Annotated in this window: 19 protein-coding genes, 1 tRNA gene and 1 pseudogene; 6 read left to right on the top strand and 15 right to left on the bottom strand. The window is 52.1% G+C overall.

Features of this window, described 5'->3' with window-relative positions:
* The first annotated feature begins 504 nt into the window (after positions 1–504).
* Positions 505–1,395 (top strand): helix-turn-helix domain-containing protein, encoded by an 891-nt coding sequence (locus KGP21_RS23925; RefSeq protein WP_223498384.1) that lies wholly within the window; start codon positions 505–507, stop codon positions 1,393–1,395.
* A 55-nt stretch (positions 1,396–1,450) separates the two neighbouring features.
* Here KGP21_RS23925 and KGP21_RS23930 read toward each other — a convergent pair whose 3' ends face one another.
* Positions 1,451–2,149, bottom strand: a complete 699-nt coding sequence (locus KGP21_RS23930; protein WP_223498385.1) for an IS6 family transposase — start codon at positions 2,147–2,149, stop codon at positions 1,451–1,453.
* 62 nt (positions 2,150–2,211) lie between these two features.
* On the opposite strand from KGP21_RS23930, the pseudogene KGP21_RS23935 reads away from it, so the two are divergent.
* The 4 genes and pseudogenes from KGP21_RS23935 to KGP21_RS23950 all read left to right on the top strand — a co-directional run.
* Positions 2,212–2,367, top strand: a pseudogene (locus KGP21_RS23935) (helix-turn-helix domain-containing protein); the annotation flags it as partial.
* Between the two features lie 287 nt (positions 2,368–2,654).
* A tRNA-Ile gene (locus tag KGP21_RS23940) sits at positions 2,655–2,731 on the top strand.
* Between the two features lie 339 nt (positions 2,732–3,070).
* On the top strand, positions 3,071–3,328 hold the full coding sequence (locus KGP21_RS23945) for a TraR/DksA family transcriptional regulator (RefSeq protein ID WP_223498386.1): 258 nt from the start codon (positions 3,071–3,073) through the stop codon (positions 3,326–3,328).
* Between the two features lie 226 nt (positions 3,329–3,554).
* Positions 3,555–3,887: a hypothetical protein gene (locus KGP21_RS23950; protein WP_223498387.1), complete on the top strand. Its 333-nt coding sequence runs from the start codon at positions 3,555–3,557 to the stop codon at positions 3,885–3,887.
* 638 nt (positions 3,888–4,525) lie between these two features.
* Here the strand turns inward: KGP21_RS23950 and KGP21_RS23955 are convergent.
* Positions 4,526–5,035, bottom strand: coding sequence for a phospholipase D family protein (locus KGP21_RS23955; RefSeq protein ID WP_223499710.1), 510 nt, complete (start codon positions 5,033–5,035; stop codon positions 4,526–4,528).
* Positions 5,036–5,062: 27 nt separating this feature from the next.
* Between KGP21_RS23955 and KGP21_RS23960 the strand changes: the two genes are divergently transcribed.
* On the top strand, positions 5,063–5,761 hold the full coding sequence (locus KGP21_RS23960; protein ID WP_223498385.1) for an IS6 family transposase: 699 nt from the start codon (positions 5,063–5,065) through the stop codon (positions 5,759–5,761).
* Here KGP21_RS23960 and KGP21_RS23965 read toward each other — a convergent pair.
* The 13 genes from KGP21_RS23965 to KGP21_RS24030 all read right to left on the bottom strand — a co-directional run bounded on the left by KGP21_RS23965 (position 5,726) and on the right by KGP21_RS24030 (position 16,468).
* Positions 5,726–6,064: a DUF2913 family protein gene (locus tag KGP21_RS23965; RefSeq protein WP_371822219.1), complete on the bottom strand. Its 339-nt coding sequence runs from the start codon at positions 6,062–6,064 to the stop codon at positions 5,726–5,728. The two genes, KGP21_RS23960 and KGP21_RS23965, sit on opposite strands and share 36 nt — an antisense overlap.
* A gap of 28 nt (positions 6,065–6,092) precedes the next feature.
* Positions 6,093–7,040 carry an Rpn family recombination-promoting nuclease/putative transposase gene (locus KGP21_RS23970; RefSeq protein ID WP_223499796.1) on the bottom strand — a complete coding sequence of 316 codons (948 nt, stop codon included), beginning with the start codon at positions 7,038–7,040 and terminating at the stop codon, positions 6,093–6,095.
* 524 nt (positions 7,041–7,564) lie between these two features.
* The gene (locus KGP21_RS23980) at positions 7,565–7,786 is read right to left on the bottom strand and encodes a hypothetical protein (RefSeq protein WP_223499795.1); all 222 of its coding nucleotides are present in this window, start codon (positions 7,784–7,786) and stop codon (positions 7,565–7,567) included.
* A 347-nt stretch (positions 7,787–8,133) separates the two neighbouring features.
* The gene (locus KGP21_RS23985) at positions 8,134–8,364 is read right to left on the bottom strand and encodes an ANR family transcriptional regulator (RefSeq protein ID WP_223499794.1); all 231 of its coding nucleotides are present in this window, start codon (positions 8,362–8,364) and stop codon (positions 8,134–8,136) included.
* A 104-nt stretch (positions 8,365–8,468) separates the two neighbouring features.
* Positions 8,469–9,506, bottom strand: a complete 1,038-nt coding sequence (locus KGP21_RS23990) for a fimbrial protein (RefSeq protein WP_223499793.1) — start codon at positions 9,504–9,506, stop codon at positions 8,469–8,471.
* Between the two features lie 152 nt (positions 9,507–9,658).
* A complete protein-coding gene (locus tag KGP21_RS23995; protein ID WP_223498426.1) occupies positions 9,659–10,207 on the bottom strand; it encodes a fimbrial protein in 549 nt (182 codons plus the stop codon).
* A gap of 9 nt (positions 10,208–10,216) precedes the next feature.
* A complete protein-coding gene (locus KGP21_RS24000) occupies positions 10,217–10,705 on the bottom strand; it encodes a fimbrial protein (protein WP_223498427.1) in 489 nt (162 codons plus the stop codon).
* An 11-nt stretch (positions 10,706–10,716) separates the two neighbouring features.
* Complete coding sequence (locus KGP21_RS24005) at positions 10,717–11,265, bottom strand: fimbrial protein (RefSeq protein ID WP_223498428.1); 549 nt, start codon at positions 11,263–11,265, stop codon at positions 10,717–10,719.
* Positions 11,258–11,878 carry a fimbrial protein gene (locus KGP21_RS24010; protein WP_223498429.1) on the bottom strand — a complete coding sequence of 207 codons (621 nt, stop codon included), beginning with the start codon at positions 11,876–11,878 and terminating at the stop codon, positions 11,258–11,260. Before KGP21_RS24010 ends, KGP21_RS24005 begins: the two co-directional genes overlap by 8 nt.
* A 40-nt stretch (positions 11,879–11,918) precedes the next feature.
* A complete protein-coding gene (locus KGP21_RS24015) occupies positions 11,919–12,683 on the bottom strand; it encodes a fimbria/pilus periplasmic chaperone (protein WP_223498430.1) in 765 nt (254 codons plus the stop codon).
* Positions 12,684–12,741: 58 nt separating this feature from the next.
* Complete coding sequence (locus KGP21_RS24020; protein ID WP_371822071.1) at positions 12,742–15,282, bottom strand: outer membrane usher protein; 2,541 nt, start codon at positions 15,280–15,282, stop codon at positions 12,742–12,744.
* A gap of 10 nt (positions 15,283–15,292) precedes the next feature.
* A complete protein-coding gene (locus KGP21_RS24025; RefSeq protein ID WP_223498431.1) occupies positions 15,293–15,844 on the bottom strand; it encodes a fimbrial protein in 552 nt (183 codons plus the stop codon).
* Positions 15,845–15,913: 69 nt separating this feature from the next.
* Complete coding sequence (locus tag KGP21_RS24030) at positions 15,914–16,468, bottom strand: fimbrial protein (protein ID WP_223498432.1); 555 nt, start codon at positions 16,466–16,468, stop codon at positions 15,914–15,916.
* Between the last annotated feature and the right edge of the window lie 274 nt (positions 16,469–16,742).

The raw sequence follows: 16,742 nt of genomic DNA on the forward strand, positions 1-16,742 counted from the left end.
CTATTGCCAATGACTTCATCAAACCTCAACGGCTGACGACCTCTATGTTTACAATTAGCGATTAAAGATCAAAAGGTTGAGTTGATTAAAATACTCACGAGAAGATCAATTTTTCAGTACTTGGGTCACCACAGACTGTCAAGCGATGTAAATATGGGGGAATGGCTGTAAATTTAGTTGACAAAAAACACCTCATGCAAATCTTGTCGATTGTAATGGTACGAAACACTGAATATGTCAGCCACTTTACAACAACACAAAAAAACAATCAAGCGTGGTTGATTGTTTTTTTGTGTTGTTGTACTATCTCCCAGAGCTAATAGTATTGCTGCCTATACATTTGTTTAATAATTATGGATAAAAATTTGATATTAATAAGTGTTTCAATTAAGAAATGGTGAATCCGTTCTCCTTTCACATCTAATTTATTGTGCAAAAAAACCGACAGAGACGTACTGGCAGAGTAACTTCCTGCCAGATAAATGAGTAATGAATTGAGAATAAATGATGCTGGCGCAGGAAAAACATATTTCGGAGTTACTGGTATGGATCGACAAAAACCTTTGTAACCCACTTTCTTTGGATATCATTTCTGAAAGATCCGGCTATTCAAAGTGGCATTTACAACGCATGTTCCGCCAACAAACCCATCGCTCTATAGCCGCATACATCCGAGCTCGCCGTCTCTATCTTGCGGCCCTCTCCTTACGCTACACACAGAAAAGCATCCTGAAAATTGCGTTAGAATACCAGTTTGATACACAACAAACATTCGCACGTTGCTTCAAAAAACACTTTGGTGAAACTCCCGGTGCTTATCGTAAGGCGCGGCAACATCACTTCAATCACCTAGAACCCCTTCTGTCATTGGTTCCTGCTAAAGACATTTCGATTGATTATGTTAATATCGCTCCAAAAGAGTACTCACTATCGGGACAATATTATTCTTACCATTTACCTGTTGAGAAACTAGATAGCTCACATGCTAAGATTCGTGATGAAATAAAAGAACGATTTTATAACCAATTTAAACTGCGCCCTGAAAAAACTTATGCATTGACTCGTTTTATACCTGCCGGTGAACAAGTCAAGGTTGACTATATTGTCGCTGTCGATAGAAAGTACGCAAATGGGCGTATTCTACGTGAGCTCCCCAAAATAAGTGGGAAGTTTTGCCGATTCCGTTATTCCGGCAAACCCGTCGATTTGCATGAACAAATCGTCAGTATTTATACTAAACTCTTCCCCCTATTTAACTTGGTGCGCCGTGAAGGATACGATCTAACGCAGTTTCATTATTCATTCGACAGCGATAAAATATTACATTTGGAATACGAGTATCTGATTCCGATCATTCATAACCAGCACATTTCAAAGTCATCGTTGCCTGTATAAACGGTTCTGTCGCATTAACGGGCACAGGCCAGCCAAAGTGGGTGTTGCCGATTATTTAGGCAGCCAACAGATAAAATTGTTCCGCAGGTGACAATACCTCACTTTCCGGATGCTGATATTGTCCTTTGCGTATCATGTGGATCAATTCGATGCCCGCCAAAAGCCCCTGTGCCCGTCGAAACGATTTGAATCCCAGCATCGGTCTTATCCGGCGTTTGATATTGCGGTGATCTTGCTCAACCAGATTGTTTAGGTACTTACTTTGCCTCACTGTAATCGTTTCCTCATCGGGTTTGTCGGCGTTGAGCGTGGCCAAAGCCGCTGTGTTGGCCCCACTTTTATCGATAGTGACCCCCTCGGGTTCGCCGTGATGACGTATGGCCTTGCGGAAGAAGCGCAATGCGGCGGCGGCATCACGTTTGGCAGTGAGCAGAAAGTCGATTGTCTGGCCTGATGTGTCAACAGCCCGGTACAGATACTTCCACTGCCCGTTCATTTTGATGTAAGTTTCATCCATTCGCCATCGACGACCCACCGAACGTTTATGCCGGCGGAATGCCTTGTCCAACAACGGCACCAGACGGATAACCCAGCGATGCAGTGTGGAATGGTCAACAGCAATGCCGCGTTCAGCCATCATTTCCTCGAGATTGCGCAAGCTAAGGGCATAAGCCAGATACCAACGCACACATTGCGCGATGATATCGATGGGATAATGCAAGCGTTTAAAGGCATCATTTCTGATCAGAGACATTAATAGGCAACATTACAAAAAAACAGCATATTACCTGACGCCGCCTTAACGCGACAGAGCCCAAAGGCGTCAGGTTTGGCCGCAGGCGCACCATCGACCGTAACGCAGTGCTTGCGCTTCGTCAGGAAGGTAATGGTGCTACAGCTATAGCCAGGGAGCTAAGCATCGCCCGCTCTACGATATATAAAATTCTGGAAGACGATAATCTTACACAATAGAGCCTGTTTTTTAAAGTTAAGATAATGATAAAAATAACTTTTTAGACGTTAGGTGGCACTTTTCGGGGAAATGTGCACGGAACCCCGACCTTTGTGCTTTCCTCATGTGATTTGTTGGAAGTATAAACATATCTTTACAATTTGAAGACAAAAAAATACCTGTCTTGGGGTATAAAAACGATGCCTGACATGCCCATATGACCAGGTACCCCAACTATTTTGAGATTTGGAAAATCTCCTCACGCAGGTAATGCATACCTGCGTTTTTTTTACTATTTTTTGATGAAGGCCCTTTAGCTCAGTCGGTTAGAGCGCGCGACTCATAATCGCTCGGTCGCTGGTTCGAGTCCAGCAAGGGCCACCAATTACGATTATCGCATATTGGCTATTCGCTCTGTGTCCAGGCTGATGGTGTGGCGAAGACGGTAGATGGCTTGATACACAGGCAAAGGGGACATTCTGGTTTAGGGATCTCCACTCTCTGAATTTGCGGACAGCTGAATGTCCCCTTTGCTGTGATGAGTGTCTCTCCCCGACTATGATGCCTGCCAGCGGTATGTTTCTGTCGTTACGCGCTTTAACGATAACATCATCAACCTAAAAAATGGCGGTTGTTGAGACAAGGGGCTACGTTTACAAGCTGTAATCGTGTTAGGCGGGCCACCCATTGGCTCAATGTGTATTTACCGGGATTGATAAAATCATGGCAGATATTGCTGATGAAGCACAGAATGAACATGAAAAGATGATCGAACGTGGCTTGATGGCCATACGGTCACAGTTTACAGCAAGCAGTGCGCTTGTCTGCCAAGATTGCGGTGAGCCGATACCGGAACGACGTCGTCACCTGTTACCTGGTGTCAAGACCTGTGTCCTGTGCCAGGAGCGAAAAGAGTTCCAGCATAAGGTTGGGGTTTATCCTTTGTTGACTCGCCATGCTGTCAATCAGGACGAAGAGTGATTGGTGGATCTATAGGGGGATGAAGCCCAACTGATTAGAAAAGTACGTTAGCGTGTCAACATTTTTATTTCCAGACAACCTATATATATCTATGAAGCTAATCTGGTAAAACTTTCAAAAAAAATTGCCGTGTTTTTCCCTGCGGTTGTGATCCCAATCCCTATAGGCGACAGCTGACGTTTATTTGTTTATCCCGTTATTTTTAAACTATTTTGGTGTGGTTCTTATGAAGCTAAGTACAAAACTACGTTCATTTACTTTTTTAGTTGTCGGCGGGTTATCGATATTAACATCTAACGCTGTCGCATCAACTCCGGATGTATGGGACGAACATAATAAAATGGTTATAGCTAGCTGTATTAAAGCAAGCAACTTTAAGGAAATAACGCCAGTTGTAAGCAGGTTGATGGGGTTTTCAGATGAAGTTGGTTATACGGCACTATTATTACAGGGTTTTTATCCTCAACAACATATGGAAAATCAAAAGGGGCGGGAACTTTGCCTTTTCAATAAAAAAACGCAAAAAGCCTATATCAGCGAAGTTGACGGTTATCAATAATAGATAGGGGGTGTTGGTACCAGCGTCCATACTGAGCAATGGGCGGTTTTTTGCTTACCATTCTGATGTTCATTTATGGGATCTTTGCCGCGATGACGCTACCAATACTGCAGATCAGGAAGAAACATCTTGATGATTAGGTGGTTGGTCTTAGCGAGGCAGAAACAAAAAAACCACCAAAAAAGGTGGTTTTTTTGTGCTGTTCAGGTTAGCGGCCTTCCCAGCAGGGCTGTGTTACCAACGTAACGCAAGCGCATCCAAGTGCCTATATTTTGGGCTGCTTTACATGCACTGTCAAGTGCCTGTTCGCGAAAGGTTAGTGTACAATATGGTGGGGCCTTCCCGCTGTGTAGCAACGGGCATCGGATTCAGGGAGGGATTTCCAACGGCCGTAAACGCAAGCGCATCCAAGTGCTTGTATTCGCGGTTTCATCTCCGGTGGTGGCATCGTGAAGCGGTCTTCGCAAAGGACCGCACAATGAAACGGTACATTTGTATTGTCATCGTTGTATCTGGTGCATTGTTGTCATCTGGGAATGGGGGTTGGAGTATTTCCAACAACTCAATTTCGGTGATCATCAACGCAGCAGACAAGTAAGCCAGGTGACCGCCCCTATATTGGGGCGGTTTCCTTACGCTCAGTATGACGACTGCCAGTCTGTACCGTCATCCCAGCGTGACTGCCAGTGTGCCAGGTACGACTGAGCCAGTGCAGGCATCTCGCGTATGACCAAGACACTTTCTGAGTTGGCCCGGGCCGCAGCTCTCGTGTAGTTAAAACTTCCTACTTCAACAGTATGATTATCCTGAATAATTACCTTATCGTGCATAATGGCGTAGTGACCGTTCGTCCGTAACTGAATTCCTGCGTTCACCACGATGTTTATTGCGGCCTGATTAGCCTTATTCCGGTTTCCTTTATCATCAAGCACGATTTTTACGTCCACTCCGCGCTGATGTGCATTGACCAGTGCTTTTACGACCTCCGGTGAGGTGAAAGAGTAGCCCATCATGCGGATGCTCTGTTTTGCTGAATCTAAGGTGTTCAGAACCAACTGCAGTGCGCTGCCTTCCGGAGAGAATCCTGCTTCAATAGTCGGTGTCGCAATGACAGGGCTCTGTCGCGTTAAGGCGGCGTCAGGTAATATGCTGTTTTTTTGTAATGTTGCCTATTAATGTCTCTGATCAGAAATGATGCCTTTAAACGCTTGCATTATCCCATCGATATCATCGCGCAATGTGTGCGTTGGTATCTGGCTTATGCCCTTAGCTTGCGCAATCTCGAGGAAATGATGGCTGAACGCGGCATTGCTGTTGACCATTCCACACTGCATCGCTGGGTTATCCGTCTGGTGCCGTTGTTGGACAAGGCATTCCGCCGGCATAAACGTTCGGTGGGTCGTCGATGGCGAATGGATGAAACTTACATCAAAATGAACGGGCAGTGGAAGTATCTGTACCGGGCTGTTGACACATCAGGCCAGACAATCGACTTTCTGCTCACTGCCAAACGTGATGCCGCCGCCGCATTGCGCTTCTTCCGCAAGGCCATACGTCATCACGGCGAACCCGAGGGGGTCACTATCGATAAAAGTGGGGCCAACACAGCGGCTTTGGCCACGCTCAACGCCGACAAACCCGATGAGGAAACGATTACAGTGAGGCAAAGTAAGTACCTAAACAATCTGGTTGAGCAAGATCACCGCAATATCAAACGCCGGATAAGACCGATGCTGGGATTCAAATCGTTTCGACGGGCACAGGGGCTTTTGGCGGGCATCGAATTGATCCACATGATACGCAAAGGACAATATCAGCATCCGGAAAGTGAGGTATTGTCACCTGCGGAACAATTTTATCTGTTGGCTGCCTAAATAATCGGCAACACCCACTTTGGCTGGCCTGTGCCCGTTAATGCGACAGAACCGTTTGCCAGCCGGGCCGTGTTTGCGGCCACGTTCGAGTAACCACTGGATGTCAATCGCGACGCTCCTGGGGAAGCGTTTTTGCTTTTGGGCGGTGGCCAGCCAGCGGATCAGAAACAGGTTTTCGGCATAGGGCGTGCCGGCGATGCCGTCCTGGCGCGCCAGCCCCAACGCCACCAGGGCGCAGAACGCCAGATGGCTGAGTGCTGAGGTAGTGTTCTCTGTGGTCACGGATTCGGTTTTATCTAACAATGGCTACCCTGCCCGTTGACGCAAAGGATTAGTGGCGGATCTGCGCCAGGTCGTCAGCGGTCAGACCGGTCATTTTCATTACCGAATCGCGATCGAGACCGCTGGCCAGCATGGCACGGGCAATTTTCAGTGATGCTTCACGCTCACCTTCTTGGCGCCCTTTTTCCATACCGCGCTGTTCACCCAATTGGATACCTTTCTCGATACCCTTCTCTATGCCTTTTTGTTCAAGCTGTTGTGCGATGGTCATCAGTTCCTCCTCATGTTGCGGTACCCGCAGGGCCAGTGCGCGAACAAATGCTTGTGCATCCGCCGATTCACCTGCCTGGATAATATAGTGTATCAGCGAAATGACCTGTGGCGAAGACAGATAGCCCGCCAGCAGAATGGCGGACAGTCTGTCCGTCAGTTCAGCCAGGTCGCGCTGGCGAATATGTTTCTGCAGCAGGGTCAGGGCGGCCATGCTGCGGTGGTTCATGATGTCTTCGTCGGGGATGACCGTTACATCAACCAGCGGAAAATCGCCGCTATACAGTTTCCCGGCCAGTGTGGGGTCATCAAACTCCTGCAGCCAGTTGGTGGAATACGGATACGGGCTGCGTTTGCCGGTATAGAACAGGACGGGGATGACCAATGGCAGCTTTTTGTGACCTGCTTCAAGATGACGCTGCATGGCGGCCACTGCGTATCTGAGCAGCCTGAAAGCCATGTGTTTATCCGGTGTTGATTGGTGCTCGATCAGCACCATCACGTAACCGTCAGCGCCGGTGGTGGTTTTCAGGCTGTAGAGCACATCACTGAAATACTGGCGTAGGTCATCCTCGACAAAGGAGCCGGACTCCAGTTTCAGCGTGCTGAGGTCGCAGAGGGCGCGCAGTTCAGCCGGCAGATGGATGTCCATGAAGTCGCGCGCAATCTCGGGGTGCGTCAGAAATTGGCGGAATGTGGCATCATGGGGGGTAGGATTTTTTTTCATGGGGCTATCGTAGCACGTTCAGTGATTGGCGCACTATGGCTGAGCGGGGCTTCCCCCTTAGGCAAGATGGTACCTGGAAGGGGGCTACGCCGGAAACACCGGACGCCAAACGGCTCTGTGATTCGCCAGGAAGTCATCGCTAGGCCAGCCGAGCTGGAGTGATAGGGGTTTGAGGGCCAATGATGTAAAAAACCACGCTAAGGAGATAATTTATTGTTTATGTTGAATGTGATGGCCCTGGCAACTCTCAGGGCCGACTGCCATTGTCTCAGACTGCGTCAGAACTTCACGTTAACTTTTGCCCACAAGGTGCGGCCCGGTTCATTAACAGACGTATTCGCGGAATAGCCGAAACTGCTGTTTCCAGCAAGGTTCAGGTGTTCGCTGTAATCCTTGTTGAACAGGTTATCGACACCCGTGCTGACTTTGACGTACTTATTGGACTCTGTCGCGTTAACAACGGTAAGAAAGCTGCATAAAAAAGAAGAAATGACAGTGTCCGCTATTGCCAGTACACCTCACGTCTACTCCTCAGGTGACTCGGCTTTCCATTCGTCGACATGACCAACGACTTTCTCGTCATCCAGAGAGGCTTTCTCCTTGAGGCCCGCCTCATACGCTGCCTCGTGGATCCGTTTCATCGCTGCAGACCGATCCGGGCGAGTAATGCGACTCATGCTCTCTGCCGAGAAGCGTGATGCATCCACTTCAAAATGAACAATACCCACCTTTTTCAGATAGCCCACCAGGGTTTCCAGTTTTTTAAACTGCCTAACCTGCTGGCTGCGTGATATCAGCGTGCGCTCAACGACGCCGTATCTGACCCTCAGTATCCAGCATACAACACTCGCGTGGCGCTGACGGCACCAGCACCAACCAGACTGCGCAGGAGGGTATGGTCGAGGTTTTCTGTTGCCATGACATTGTTCTCCGATAAGCGTGTGGCCTGTTAGATAGCCAAAAAACAACACCTGGGCGACCATGGCGTGAAAATACCGCCCGTTGGCCGCTATGGTGCACTCTCCCTGTAGCGCTCTGTTTACCAGGCTCCGCAACAGAGAGAGGAAGTGCGCCACTGCAAGCCATGCTCACACTACGTCGTTGACTCACCCACGGCGACATCACCGGCATCCCCTGTCATCGGCAACTTGGCCCTTTCCCTGACGCGACAATGGTCGCTACGAAGCTCCGCCCATCGGCCATTGTCGCTGTTTTTAGCCCCCCCTGCTGCCTGGCCCCATAGACTGGCAGCCTCTTGCCAGGACATCGCCCTCTCGGCCTTTGCCGCCATCGTGGCTATATGCACAAAACCTTGTCTTTTCACTGCCTTTTACCTGCTGGCTCATTGGCCGCTCTGCCGTAGTGAGGAAAGACACCCTCACTACGTTGATACTATGGATGAAACCGCTCGCTCAGGCCTGACATTAATCAGGGCAGTCCGATTTGCAGGACTGCCGTACCTGCAAAACCGCCTGCCGCGGGCAACGCTGATGGGTTTCTCACCAGATTGAAGGTGATTGCATCAGTACCGTCACCATTCACCATCTGGGCGGTGTACCTGCCGTTCACGCCGACAACACTGCTGCCCTTGACCAGGGAGACACCCAGGCCAGAGTTGCTGGTACCGATTAAACGGTTATCGAACGATGCAGTCTGTGGTGCCTGCAGGGTAATACCAATGCCCTGTGTCACCGTTTTATCCGAGCAGCTATAGGAAAGATTTTTGGTTACAGAGTAGCTACCGGGGTTCGTCGGAACGGTGGATATTTTAGAGTCAACCACGTTACCGAAATCAACATCCAGAGAAGCACCTCCATTGATGGTGCAGGTGTTCGGCCAAAGGGTTATCGAACTTCTTGCAATAAGGTTTAGAGTCATGGGAGCGGGGCTTAATAAAGCTCCACCAATGACGTTATATGTCGTTGTTCTGAATGTACCAATAATATCCCCATTATTAACCTGAAGCGAAACAGGCCTCGCAGACCTCTCGATGTAGAAAGTCATATTGGGGGTCACTGCCGGACCTGTTGTAGCTCCCCCGGACACGGAGCCACCGACGGATGCATAACAAGGAGCACTTAAAATCTTGGTGGTCGATGGTATTGGAATAGGTATTTTTGTACCATTCAGCAACAATCCCCCTGTGAGACCCGAAACGGAATTCACTAAAGGAATCGTTAGTCCATTAGGATCCACATACATATCGTTGTCACTGTTATTGGAGCAACGCCTTGATGAAATCGGGAGATCCTCTCCATACCTGCAAGAAAGTTCGATAGGCCCGTATGTTACCGAGTTGCCATCACTACCAGGAACAATATCCACAAGAAGATCAATGGTCCCACCACTGTTAAGAAACAGCCAATTTGGCATGGAAGGTGTTTTACAAATGAACGCTTGTGCTGGATAAGCGCAGCCAAGGATGGCAAAAGCACTCAGGGTTTTTACGAGAATTGGTATACGCATAATTTTTTTCAACCATGTAATATTGTGAGTGCGCTAGTGTGTTTGCATTTAGGTCGGCCATCCGTAACGGGTATTTCATGTTGTTTATACTGGATATCGACATTTTACCTTCAACGGGAATAAACCAACATGTTGCTTACTTAAGCTCAGCCCTACTCATACTCAAGCACAAAGGTCGCCGTCGCACTGAATGCCCCACGGGTTATCGTCTTGTTCGCCAGTGCAAACGGCTCTCCCTGCACATAGGCCTTAAAGCTCAGCGTCGTCGTCGTGCTCGTTGTCGACAGCAGGTTCTGAGGACCCTGCTCATTGAGGGGCAACTGCACCGCACTCGCCCCCGCCGTCTCTATCCCCACACCAATCCCGCTCACCCCCGTCACCGCCAGCAAACCCGGCAAATTCAGGTTCTCCATCCCGTTGAACGTCAGCTTGACCCAGCTCGATGCCGCCGTATCACAGTCCACCAGGTTCAGCGAGAACGTCTTGCCCAACGTCCGCGTGTTCGTGTACAGGTACTTGTCCACCACCGCACCAAAATCCACACTCAGGTTTTCATCACCCGCCTGGATTTTGCACGGTGCATACACCAGCGTCCCTCTGAATCCCATGACCGTCGCCTGAGCCGGTGCCATCCACAACGCACTCAACAACGGCAGCGCCCCCAGACCGACACACAGCAGACTGTGTTTTCTCTCTCTCACCGGCTTCTCCTAGTCATAACTCGCCAGCAGCGTCGCCGTGGCAGTGAACGGCCCGTCGGTAGGCTCCTGGCCCGCTCCGCCATTGACAACCGGCACGGCAGACAACACTGGCAGCGCCGCTGGGTTGATGACCGTACCTGCCGTGCTGTTTATCGCCAGGACACGCCCCCCCAACAGCAGGCGAATACCCAGCCCCGCCCTGCTTGTCTCCACAGCCGTCGCGTCAAAGGCCGCCGCTCTCCCCTGGAAGCTGAGCCTGACGTTGCCGGTGGTGTCAGCACAGGCAACGTTATACGAGATTGTCACACTGTAAGCCGTCCCATCAATCTTGTTGATGATGAGGTCATCGCCGAAATCCACATCGATAGGGTCATCGTTATTGATTTTACAGGGGAGGGACTCCACCAGGTTGCCGGTAATACTCACGTCAACCGCACCGGCCACGCCGGTGAAGAGGGTGCCCGCCAACCAGGTGGCGACGGCAAGCGGTCTTTTCATGCTATTGGCCCTCATTGAAAATCCACCTTCAAGGTCAACGTGGCCCTAAAGGCACCACCGGAGAGCGTAGTCCCGCTGTTCTTTACCGGCACCACGGTTAGTTTGGGCGTTGCCGCTGCAGACGTCAGGTTAAACCATTGGTTCGGACTGACCCTGGTGCCATTTTGGCGTAATTCCAGCCCCAGATTGGTGTTGCTAGTCATTAATACCCCGTTGTCAAAACCGGCTGACGTCCCGTACAACTGCATCCTCACCTGCTGGCCTGCCCCTGCCGCGACAGTGCAATCCAGGGTGTAGGGGATTTCCGTTTCATAGGTGTTCCCGGTTGAGATGCTGTTGCTGGCCGGAATTCGGGTGGTCAGCAGGTCATTGCCCAGATTGACGCTGATATCGGTATTATTGTTAATCTGACACGGCACACTCACGACCACACCCCGGATATTCACGTCCAGTGGGGCGGCCATGGCGGACGGCATCGCGACCGCAAGGACCAGCGCCCCCATCAGCAGGCTGCGCCGCGCTTCCTGCCCCTGTTTGTGTCCATGCCGTGCTCTACTCATAACTCAACCTGAAATTGACGTTGGCAAAATAGGCTCCCGATTGCAACGGGGCTCCGGTACGCTCAGGCGTGATGTAATACGTCAGCACGTCACTACCCGGGGTCAGAAACACCGGCTTCGCCAGTTGACCCAATAGCATGTCGCGCTGTGCACTGTCGCTGAGGCGCAGCCCCATCCCGTTGACCCCTTTCGCGCGCACCAGTTGCGGGTTGGCGCCATCCTGCTCACTGACAAAGGTCAGGGACATGGCGGGCTGGTTGGGACTCCAACTGACATTGCCCTGCGTATCCTGGTTGTTTGCAGCACCGCGAATGCAGTCACGCAAGCGCAGTTGGACCGCTACCGGAGTTCCCCGGTCACCGGCCTGTTGCAGGTCACCGGTCGCGATATTACCCATGTCCACCGTCTGGTCGGCCGACGGCATCTCCAGCCGACAGGCGCTTTCGGTCATAACACCGAACACATGCAGTACCCCGTGGTCCCCCTCAACCAATCCATCCGTGAGGCCGGCCTGCGCCACGGGAGCCAGTAGGGCAATCAGTACCAGTCCAGACAGGCCACACATCACGCCTCCCGTTGTGCGCGACAAGGCCTGGTTCTTCATTCTGTTCATTTTTTCTCCTTCCCTTCCCCTGCGACAGGCCACCCGATGGCTATTTCTTGTCTCGACGACTTTCATCAACCTTGCACTGAGTGCCATCACAGCGGAAGGTCAGCGTAGGCTGGCCGCCGTAGTCATTCACATACACCAGTGCCGGGCTGTTCCCCAGGTCTGAAGCCTTTCCCCCCAACGGTGCTGAGCCTTTTGGTGGCACCATCATGGCCTCAAACCCCTTGAGCAGGTCACCGCCTGCCTTGGCACTGGCACCAATCAGGGTGATGTAGTAGGGCGTCGGATTGTTCACCGTATAGGTGTCCCCGCTTTTACTCAGCGTCAATTTATTCTGGAACGGCGAGGTCTGTTGTTCAGCTGCCGCCTGCGCCAACGCTGCCGGGCGGTAGAACAGCTTGATGCGCGTTTGCAGCGCAATCTGCAATGTGTTCGGCTTGTTGCTCTTTGGCGGAATTTCACGCAGGTTCAAATAAAACAGCGTTTCCTTATCCTGTGGCAACAGACTCAGCCCCGGCATGGCCTGGATTTTTATCTGTCCCTTACCTTTCGGTTCAATGCGCTGTACCGGCGGCAACAGCGTCAGCGGTCCGCCCCCCTCCAGCTTGTTGCCATTCGCATCCTCAATCCAGCCCTGAGCCAGATAAGGGAGTGACGGATTTTGGTTGCTCACGTTCAGACTCACTGACTTTTCGCTCCCCGGAAACACCACGCGGGTCCTGTCCAGCGAAATCGCGGCATGGACCGACGGCATCAGCACCAGCATCAGCGCACCCGCAAGGGAGGCTCTTAGTAAATTGTGTTTCATTTTCATCTTGCTCATCAAAAATAGTAAGGGATACCCCCGGGACCCATGTATCCCGGGCTCAATCATTCAGTAATGCAGCCTCTTTTACGCAAGGTAGCATCAGATTCGTCGTCATACCTGTCGGTATCACCGCCGGCAGGGTCACGTGACATTGGACACTGCCGTTCCAATTCACCGCCATCTTCTCATTCGGACGTATCCCGCTGAGGTAAACGTGACCACTGTCGCTCACGATACCGGCGTCCTGTTTTTTCTGGTTCAGCACGCTAGCCCCAAACGGAGGGACGCTGCCATCAGCCAGCAGTATCACTGCCATGGCTTTCTCGCCGGAAATCACCTCAAACTTGCGATAGCCAATCGCCCCTTCCGTCAGGGTGCTTTGTACCACCGAGCGCGGCACCTCCGCATTGTCCGCCAACTTGTCAATATCAATACGCACGCTGTTGCGATAATAGCTGGTTACATCCGCGACCACGGCCTTGCCGAACCGGTTACTGTAGACCGGATTGCCATTGGCACCGACCGGTACACCGGCCACTCCGTCGGTGTCAATCAGCATGCGGGTTCCGCCCATCAGACCGCTGCGATGCAATGCCCCGCCTTCCCGTGTCAGCGTTGCCCCGCCATTGGCGGACAAGCCCACGGCACTGTATTGCCCCTCACGGTAGCTGGCAGAAGCATTAATATCCACCTGAGAGCCGCGACGCGCGTAATAACCGCTGAGGTCGGCCCCGGTTCTCGCCGTCCCCGCACTCACCTGGTACGTATCGCCGTTTTTCAGACGGTCGTAATAACCGACAGAATTACGCGTATCCCCTGAGGAATACGAGCCGTTATAACTGACACGGCCAGACCCACCGAACGGCAGGGACAGCGACATGTACATCCCGTCGTCGTCGGTTTTATTGAACCGGTTGCGGTAGGCCGTCAGCGACAGACTGACATTCCTGAACCGACCCACATCAAAGTTCCGTGATGCCGTCAGGTCATAGCGTTCCGTCGTCGATTTATCCCAATAGGACTGATGACTGTAGTTCAGGTACGTGCTCAACCCCAGAGACTCAAAGGACTGGTTGAAGGAAACGGTGTACATTTCCTTGTTGCGGCCCTGTCTAATGCCTGTGTCACGCGCCTGCAGGTACTCGCTCATCGACATGAACGTACTGTCTGAGAAGCGATAACCGGCAAAGGTCACCTGACTGCCGATCTCGACAAAGCGCTTGGAGTAACTCAGACGATAAGAGCCCCCTGTCTGATTGCCTTCCCCCGGCAGGCGCGCACGTGACTGCGTCACATCGGCAGACAGCGCCCCCAGCGCCAGGAGGTCACGCCCGATACCCAGTGACGCGGCCGCGTAATCCCCGCCGGCGAGCCCCCCGCCGTACAGTGACCACCCGTTACTGACGCCCCAGGAGAACTCGCCGCTGGCAAACGTCGGCCCATTGACACGGTGGTTCCAGTCGGAAGCCCGGCCCGCCGTGGTCTTGAAGCGCACCTGTCCAGGCCGTGTCAGGTAAGGAATGGTGGCTGTATCCACCTGGAAGCGCTGTACACTGCCATCCTGCTCCTCAACCCGCACATCCAGTCGCCCTGATACGGCACTGTCCAGGTCCTGGATACGGAATGGCCCGGCTGCCACCTGGACTTCCTTGATGATGCGGCCCTGCTGACTGATGACGACCTTGGCATTGCGACGTGCCACACCACTCACCTCCGGTGCGTACCCCCGCAGATTCGGCGGCAGCATGTTGTCATCAGAGACAAGGCTCGCGCCGGTAAAGCGGAAGCTGTCAAAAATGGACGAATTGAGATAATCCTCCCCCAAGGTCAGTTTTGCGCCCCACGCCGGCAAGGCGCGATAGGCGTAATAACGACTCCAGTCCAGGTTGACACCATTCCCCCCCGAACGGCTTTCACCCCGGCCCTGCGAACGACTGTCATAGCGTGCCTGCCAGTCGGCCCGTAAACGCCATACCCCCAGGTTGGCCCCGGTGGTCCCGTTACCGCTAACGCGGGTGCCGCTGCCACCCCCCCCGCGGGTCTGTTGCTGATTTTGCATGTTCACGTTGTAGTCGAGCAGTATCCCCGGGATCCCCTCTTCCCAGCGTGCTGGCGGGTCCCAGTCCGGGCTGCTGTACTCCAGGTAGGCGTGCGGCATACTCAGATACAGGGTGGAGGTGCCCAGGTCAGTACGCACTTCCATTCCCTTGAGACTTTCCACATTCAGGCACTGCTCCTGGTGCCACCACGTCAGTTCGGACAACGCCTTGTCGGTCAGCCCCATCTGGGCAACCAGTGCAGGAGTCAGGCAAACCTGACTGCCTTTGGGGTCATTCTCTGGTGCAATGAAATCCACGGACTGCTCGGGCCACACCTGGGTATTGAGACTCACCGCCAGACTGTAACTTCCGGGCAGGATAAAGCCTTTTTGCGCGAACTGGCTCAGGTCAATATTGCTGCGGTCCTTCAAATCCAGGATGTCGCTGTTGAACTGAATATCATCGGCATGGGCGAACACCACCGACCCCAGCAACAGGGTGGAGCCGAGCCCCGCTTGACAGAGCATGGCAGAAAGGGTACGGGGGAAAAAATGCACCATAGAGAAACTCTTAGTAATAATCCATTCTGAAACGTATTGCCGAGTGGTAGTCCCCAGCACGTAACGTTTCCCGATTGCCAACCAGATTCACGGTATAACGCAAGAGCATCTCGCTGGGGATGATAGCGGCCGGGGGCATCATCCGCCCCGGCTGGGCCTGGTTGCCCACCTCGTCGGCTATTGCCACCGCAACCCCCTTCGCCTCACCGGACACCGCAAAATGCCCCCGGTCACCTTCCCCGTCAAAGGTCACGGTAAAGCCCTGCCAGTCGGGTTTATGTGGGTCAAGCCGTGACAGCACACAATCCACCAGACGAATGGAAAAGGCCTTCTGAGGGCCTCGCCCGTCACGCACAATCTGGCTAACAGGAATTGTGTCCATTACCAGCGTCTGGTCACGATCCCCCACATCAATGGCGCAGGGGCGCTCGACGATAGCCCCTTTCATGCTGACACGCCCATGGCCGGCATCACGGGCGAAGGCCTCACTCGCGAAACCGACGGTCAAACTTATCAACAGGAAAGGCGCCACCCGATTCTGTCCCCACTGAATCCACGTCATCGGCTGACTCCAATTGGTGAAATAGCCCGTGGCGGCAGGCCACGGGACGGGTCAAACAAATATTGAGATTTACTGGTAGGCAAGTTGAAATTGGACGGGGACGCTAAAACTACCCGGCGTAATGACTGCAGTACCACCATTGCCTTTCAGGCTCGCCGTAAAGGTCAGAGCCGGAGATGCGCCGTCAGTAAACTGCTGCAAGGTGGTCGGCGTACCAACCGTTACTTTTTTTCCGTCGGCCTGCTTAAGGAGGATGTAAGCGCCAGCCGCATTACCACCGACCAGTGCCAGGCTATCTGCGTCATAGCTGGATGTGGTCCCCAGGAACTTAACCTGAACCTTGCTGGCACTGGCTGGGGTAGTGCCAGTTGTAACGATGCAGTTCTCCAGCTGAATGGTAAACGGCATCGGCTTTGATTCACCGGTGTTAGTGTTAGCGCTCAACGCAGCATTGGAAATAGCCCCTAGCTCAACAGTCTGGTCGATGGAGTCCGCTGCTATCGAGCAAGGCGCATCAACAATGGAGCCAGTGAACAGGATGTCACCTTGCCCCTGGTTGGCATGGGCGACAGAAACGGCAGACAGACTCAGTACAGCTGCCATCATGATTTTGTTCAGTTGCATTTTTTTCGTCCTAATGTTGAATAGTATTAATTCACTCGTTGTAAAAAATCCTGTCACAAAAATAAAAAAACCTTGCACACAGGGATATGTCACCACTTGCATTTATGGGTATGTATACGCCACTTCCAGTAGTGATAAGCCATCGCTGTTTATTCTTTTAGAATAAAAAACAATGTAGCTAAGACAAATTAAAGCCAACGCTGACATTTCATTTTTGAATATTTTTGCAATAGATTTGTTATCTATTTATATTCTCAATAAGGCATGTCATACA

It is taken from the genome of Serratia sp. JSRIV004 (assembly GCF_019968705.1).
Taxonomy (GTDB): Bacteria; Pseudomonadota; Gammaproteobacteria; order Enterobacterales; family Enterobacteriaceae; genus Chania; species Chania fonticola_B.

Excerpts from the sequence above, each read along its gene's own strand:
- KGP21_RS23925 (WP_223498384.1), top strand. The coding sequence starts at position 505 with ATGATGCTGGCGCAGGAAAAACATATTTCGGAGTTACTGGTATGGATC.
- KGP21_RS23930 (WP_223498385.1), bottom strand. The coding sequence starts at position 2,149 with ATGTCTCTGATCAGAAATGATGCCTTTAAACGCTTGCATTATCCCATC.
- KGP21_RS23945 (WP_223498386.1), top strand. The coding sequence starts at position 3,071 with ATGGCAGATATTGCTGATGAAGCACAGAATGAACATGAAAAGATGATC.
- KGP21_RS23950 (WP_223498387.1), top strand. The coding sequence starts at position 3,555 with ATGAAGCTAAGTACAAAACTACGTTCATTTACTTTTTTAGTTGTCGGC.
- KGP21_RS23960 (WP_223498385.1), top strand. The coding sequence starts at position 5,063 with ATGTCTCTGATCAGAAATGATGCCTTTAAACGCTTGCATTATCCCATC.
- KGP21_RS23970 (WP_223499796.1), bottom strand. The coding sequence starts at position 7,040 with ATGAAAAAAAATCCTACCCCCCATGATGCCACATTCCGCCAATTTCTG.
- KGP21_RS23990 (WP_223499793.1), bottom strand. The coding sequence starts at position 9,506 with ATGCGTATACCAATTCTCGTAAAAACCCTGAGTGCTTTTGCCATCCTT.
- KGP21_RS24000 (WP_223498427.1), bottom strand. The coding sequence starts at position 10,705 with ATGAAAAGACCGCTTGCCGTCGCCACCTGGTTGGCGGGCACCCTCTTC.
- KGP21_RS24005 (WP_223498428.1), bottom strand. The coding sequence starts at position 11,265 with ATGAGTAGAGCACGGCATGGACACAAACAGGGGCAGGAAGCGCGGCGC.
- KGP21_RS24010 (WP_223498429.1), bottom strand. The coding sequence starts at position 11,878 with ATGAACAGAATGAAGAACCAGGCCTTGTCGCGCACAACGGGAGGCGTG.
- KGP21_RS24015 (WP_223498430.1), bottom strand. The coding sequence starts at position 12,683 with ATGAAACACAATTTACTAAGAGCCTCCCTTGCGGGTGCGCTGATGCTG.
- KGP21_RS24020 (WP_371822071.1), bottom strand. The coding sequence starts at position 15,282 with ATGGTGCATTTTTTCCCCCGTACCCTTTCTGCCATGCTCTGTCAAGCG.
- KGP21_RS24025 (WP_223498431.1), bottom strand. The coding sequence starts at position 15,844 with ATGACGTGGATTCAGTGGGGACAGAATCGGGTGGCGCCTTTCCTGTTG.
- KGP21_RS24030 (WP_223498432.1), bottom strand. The coding sequence starts at position 16,468 with ATGCAACTGAACAAAATCATGATGGCAGCTGTACTGAGTCTGTCTGCC.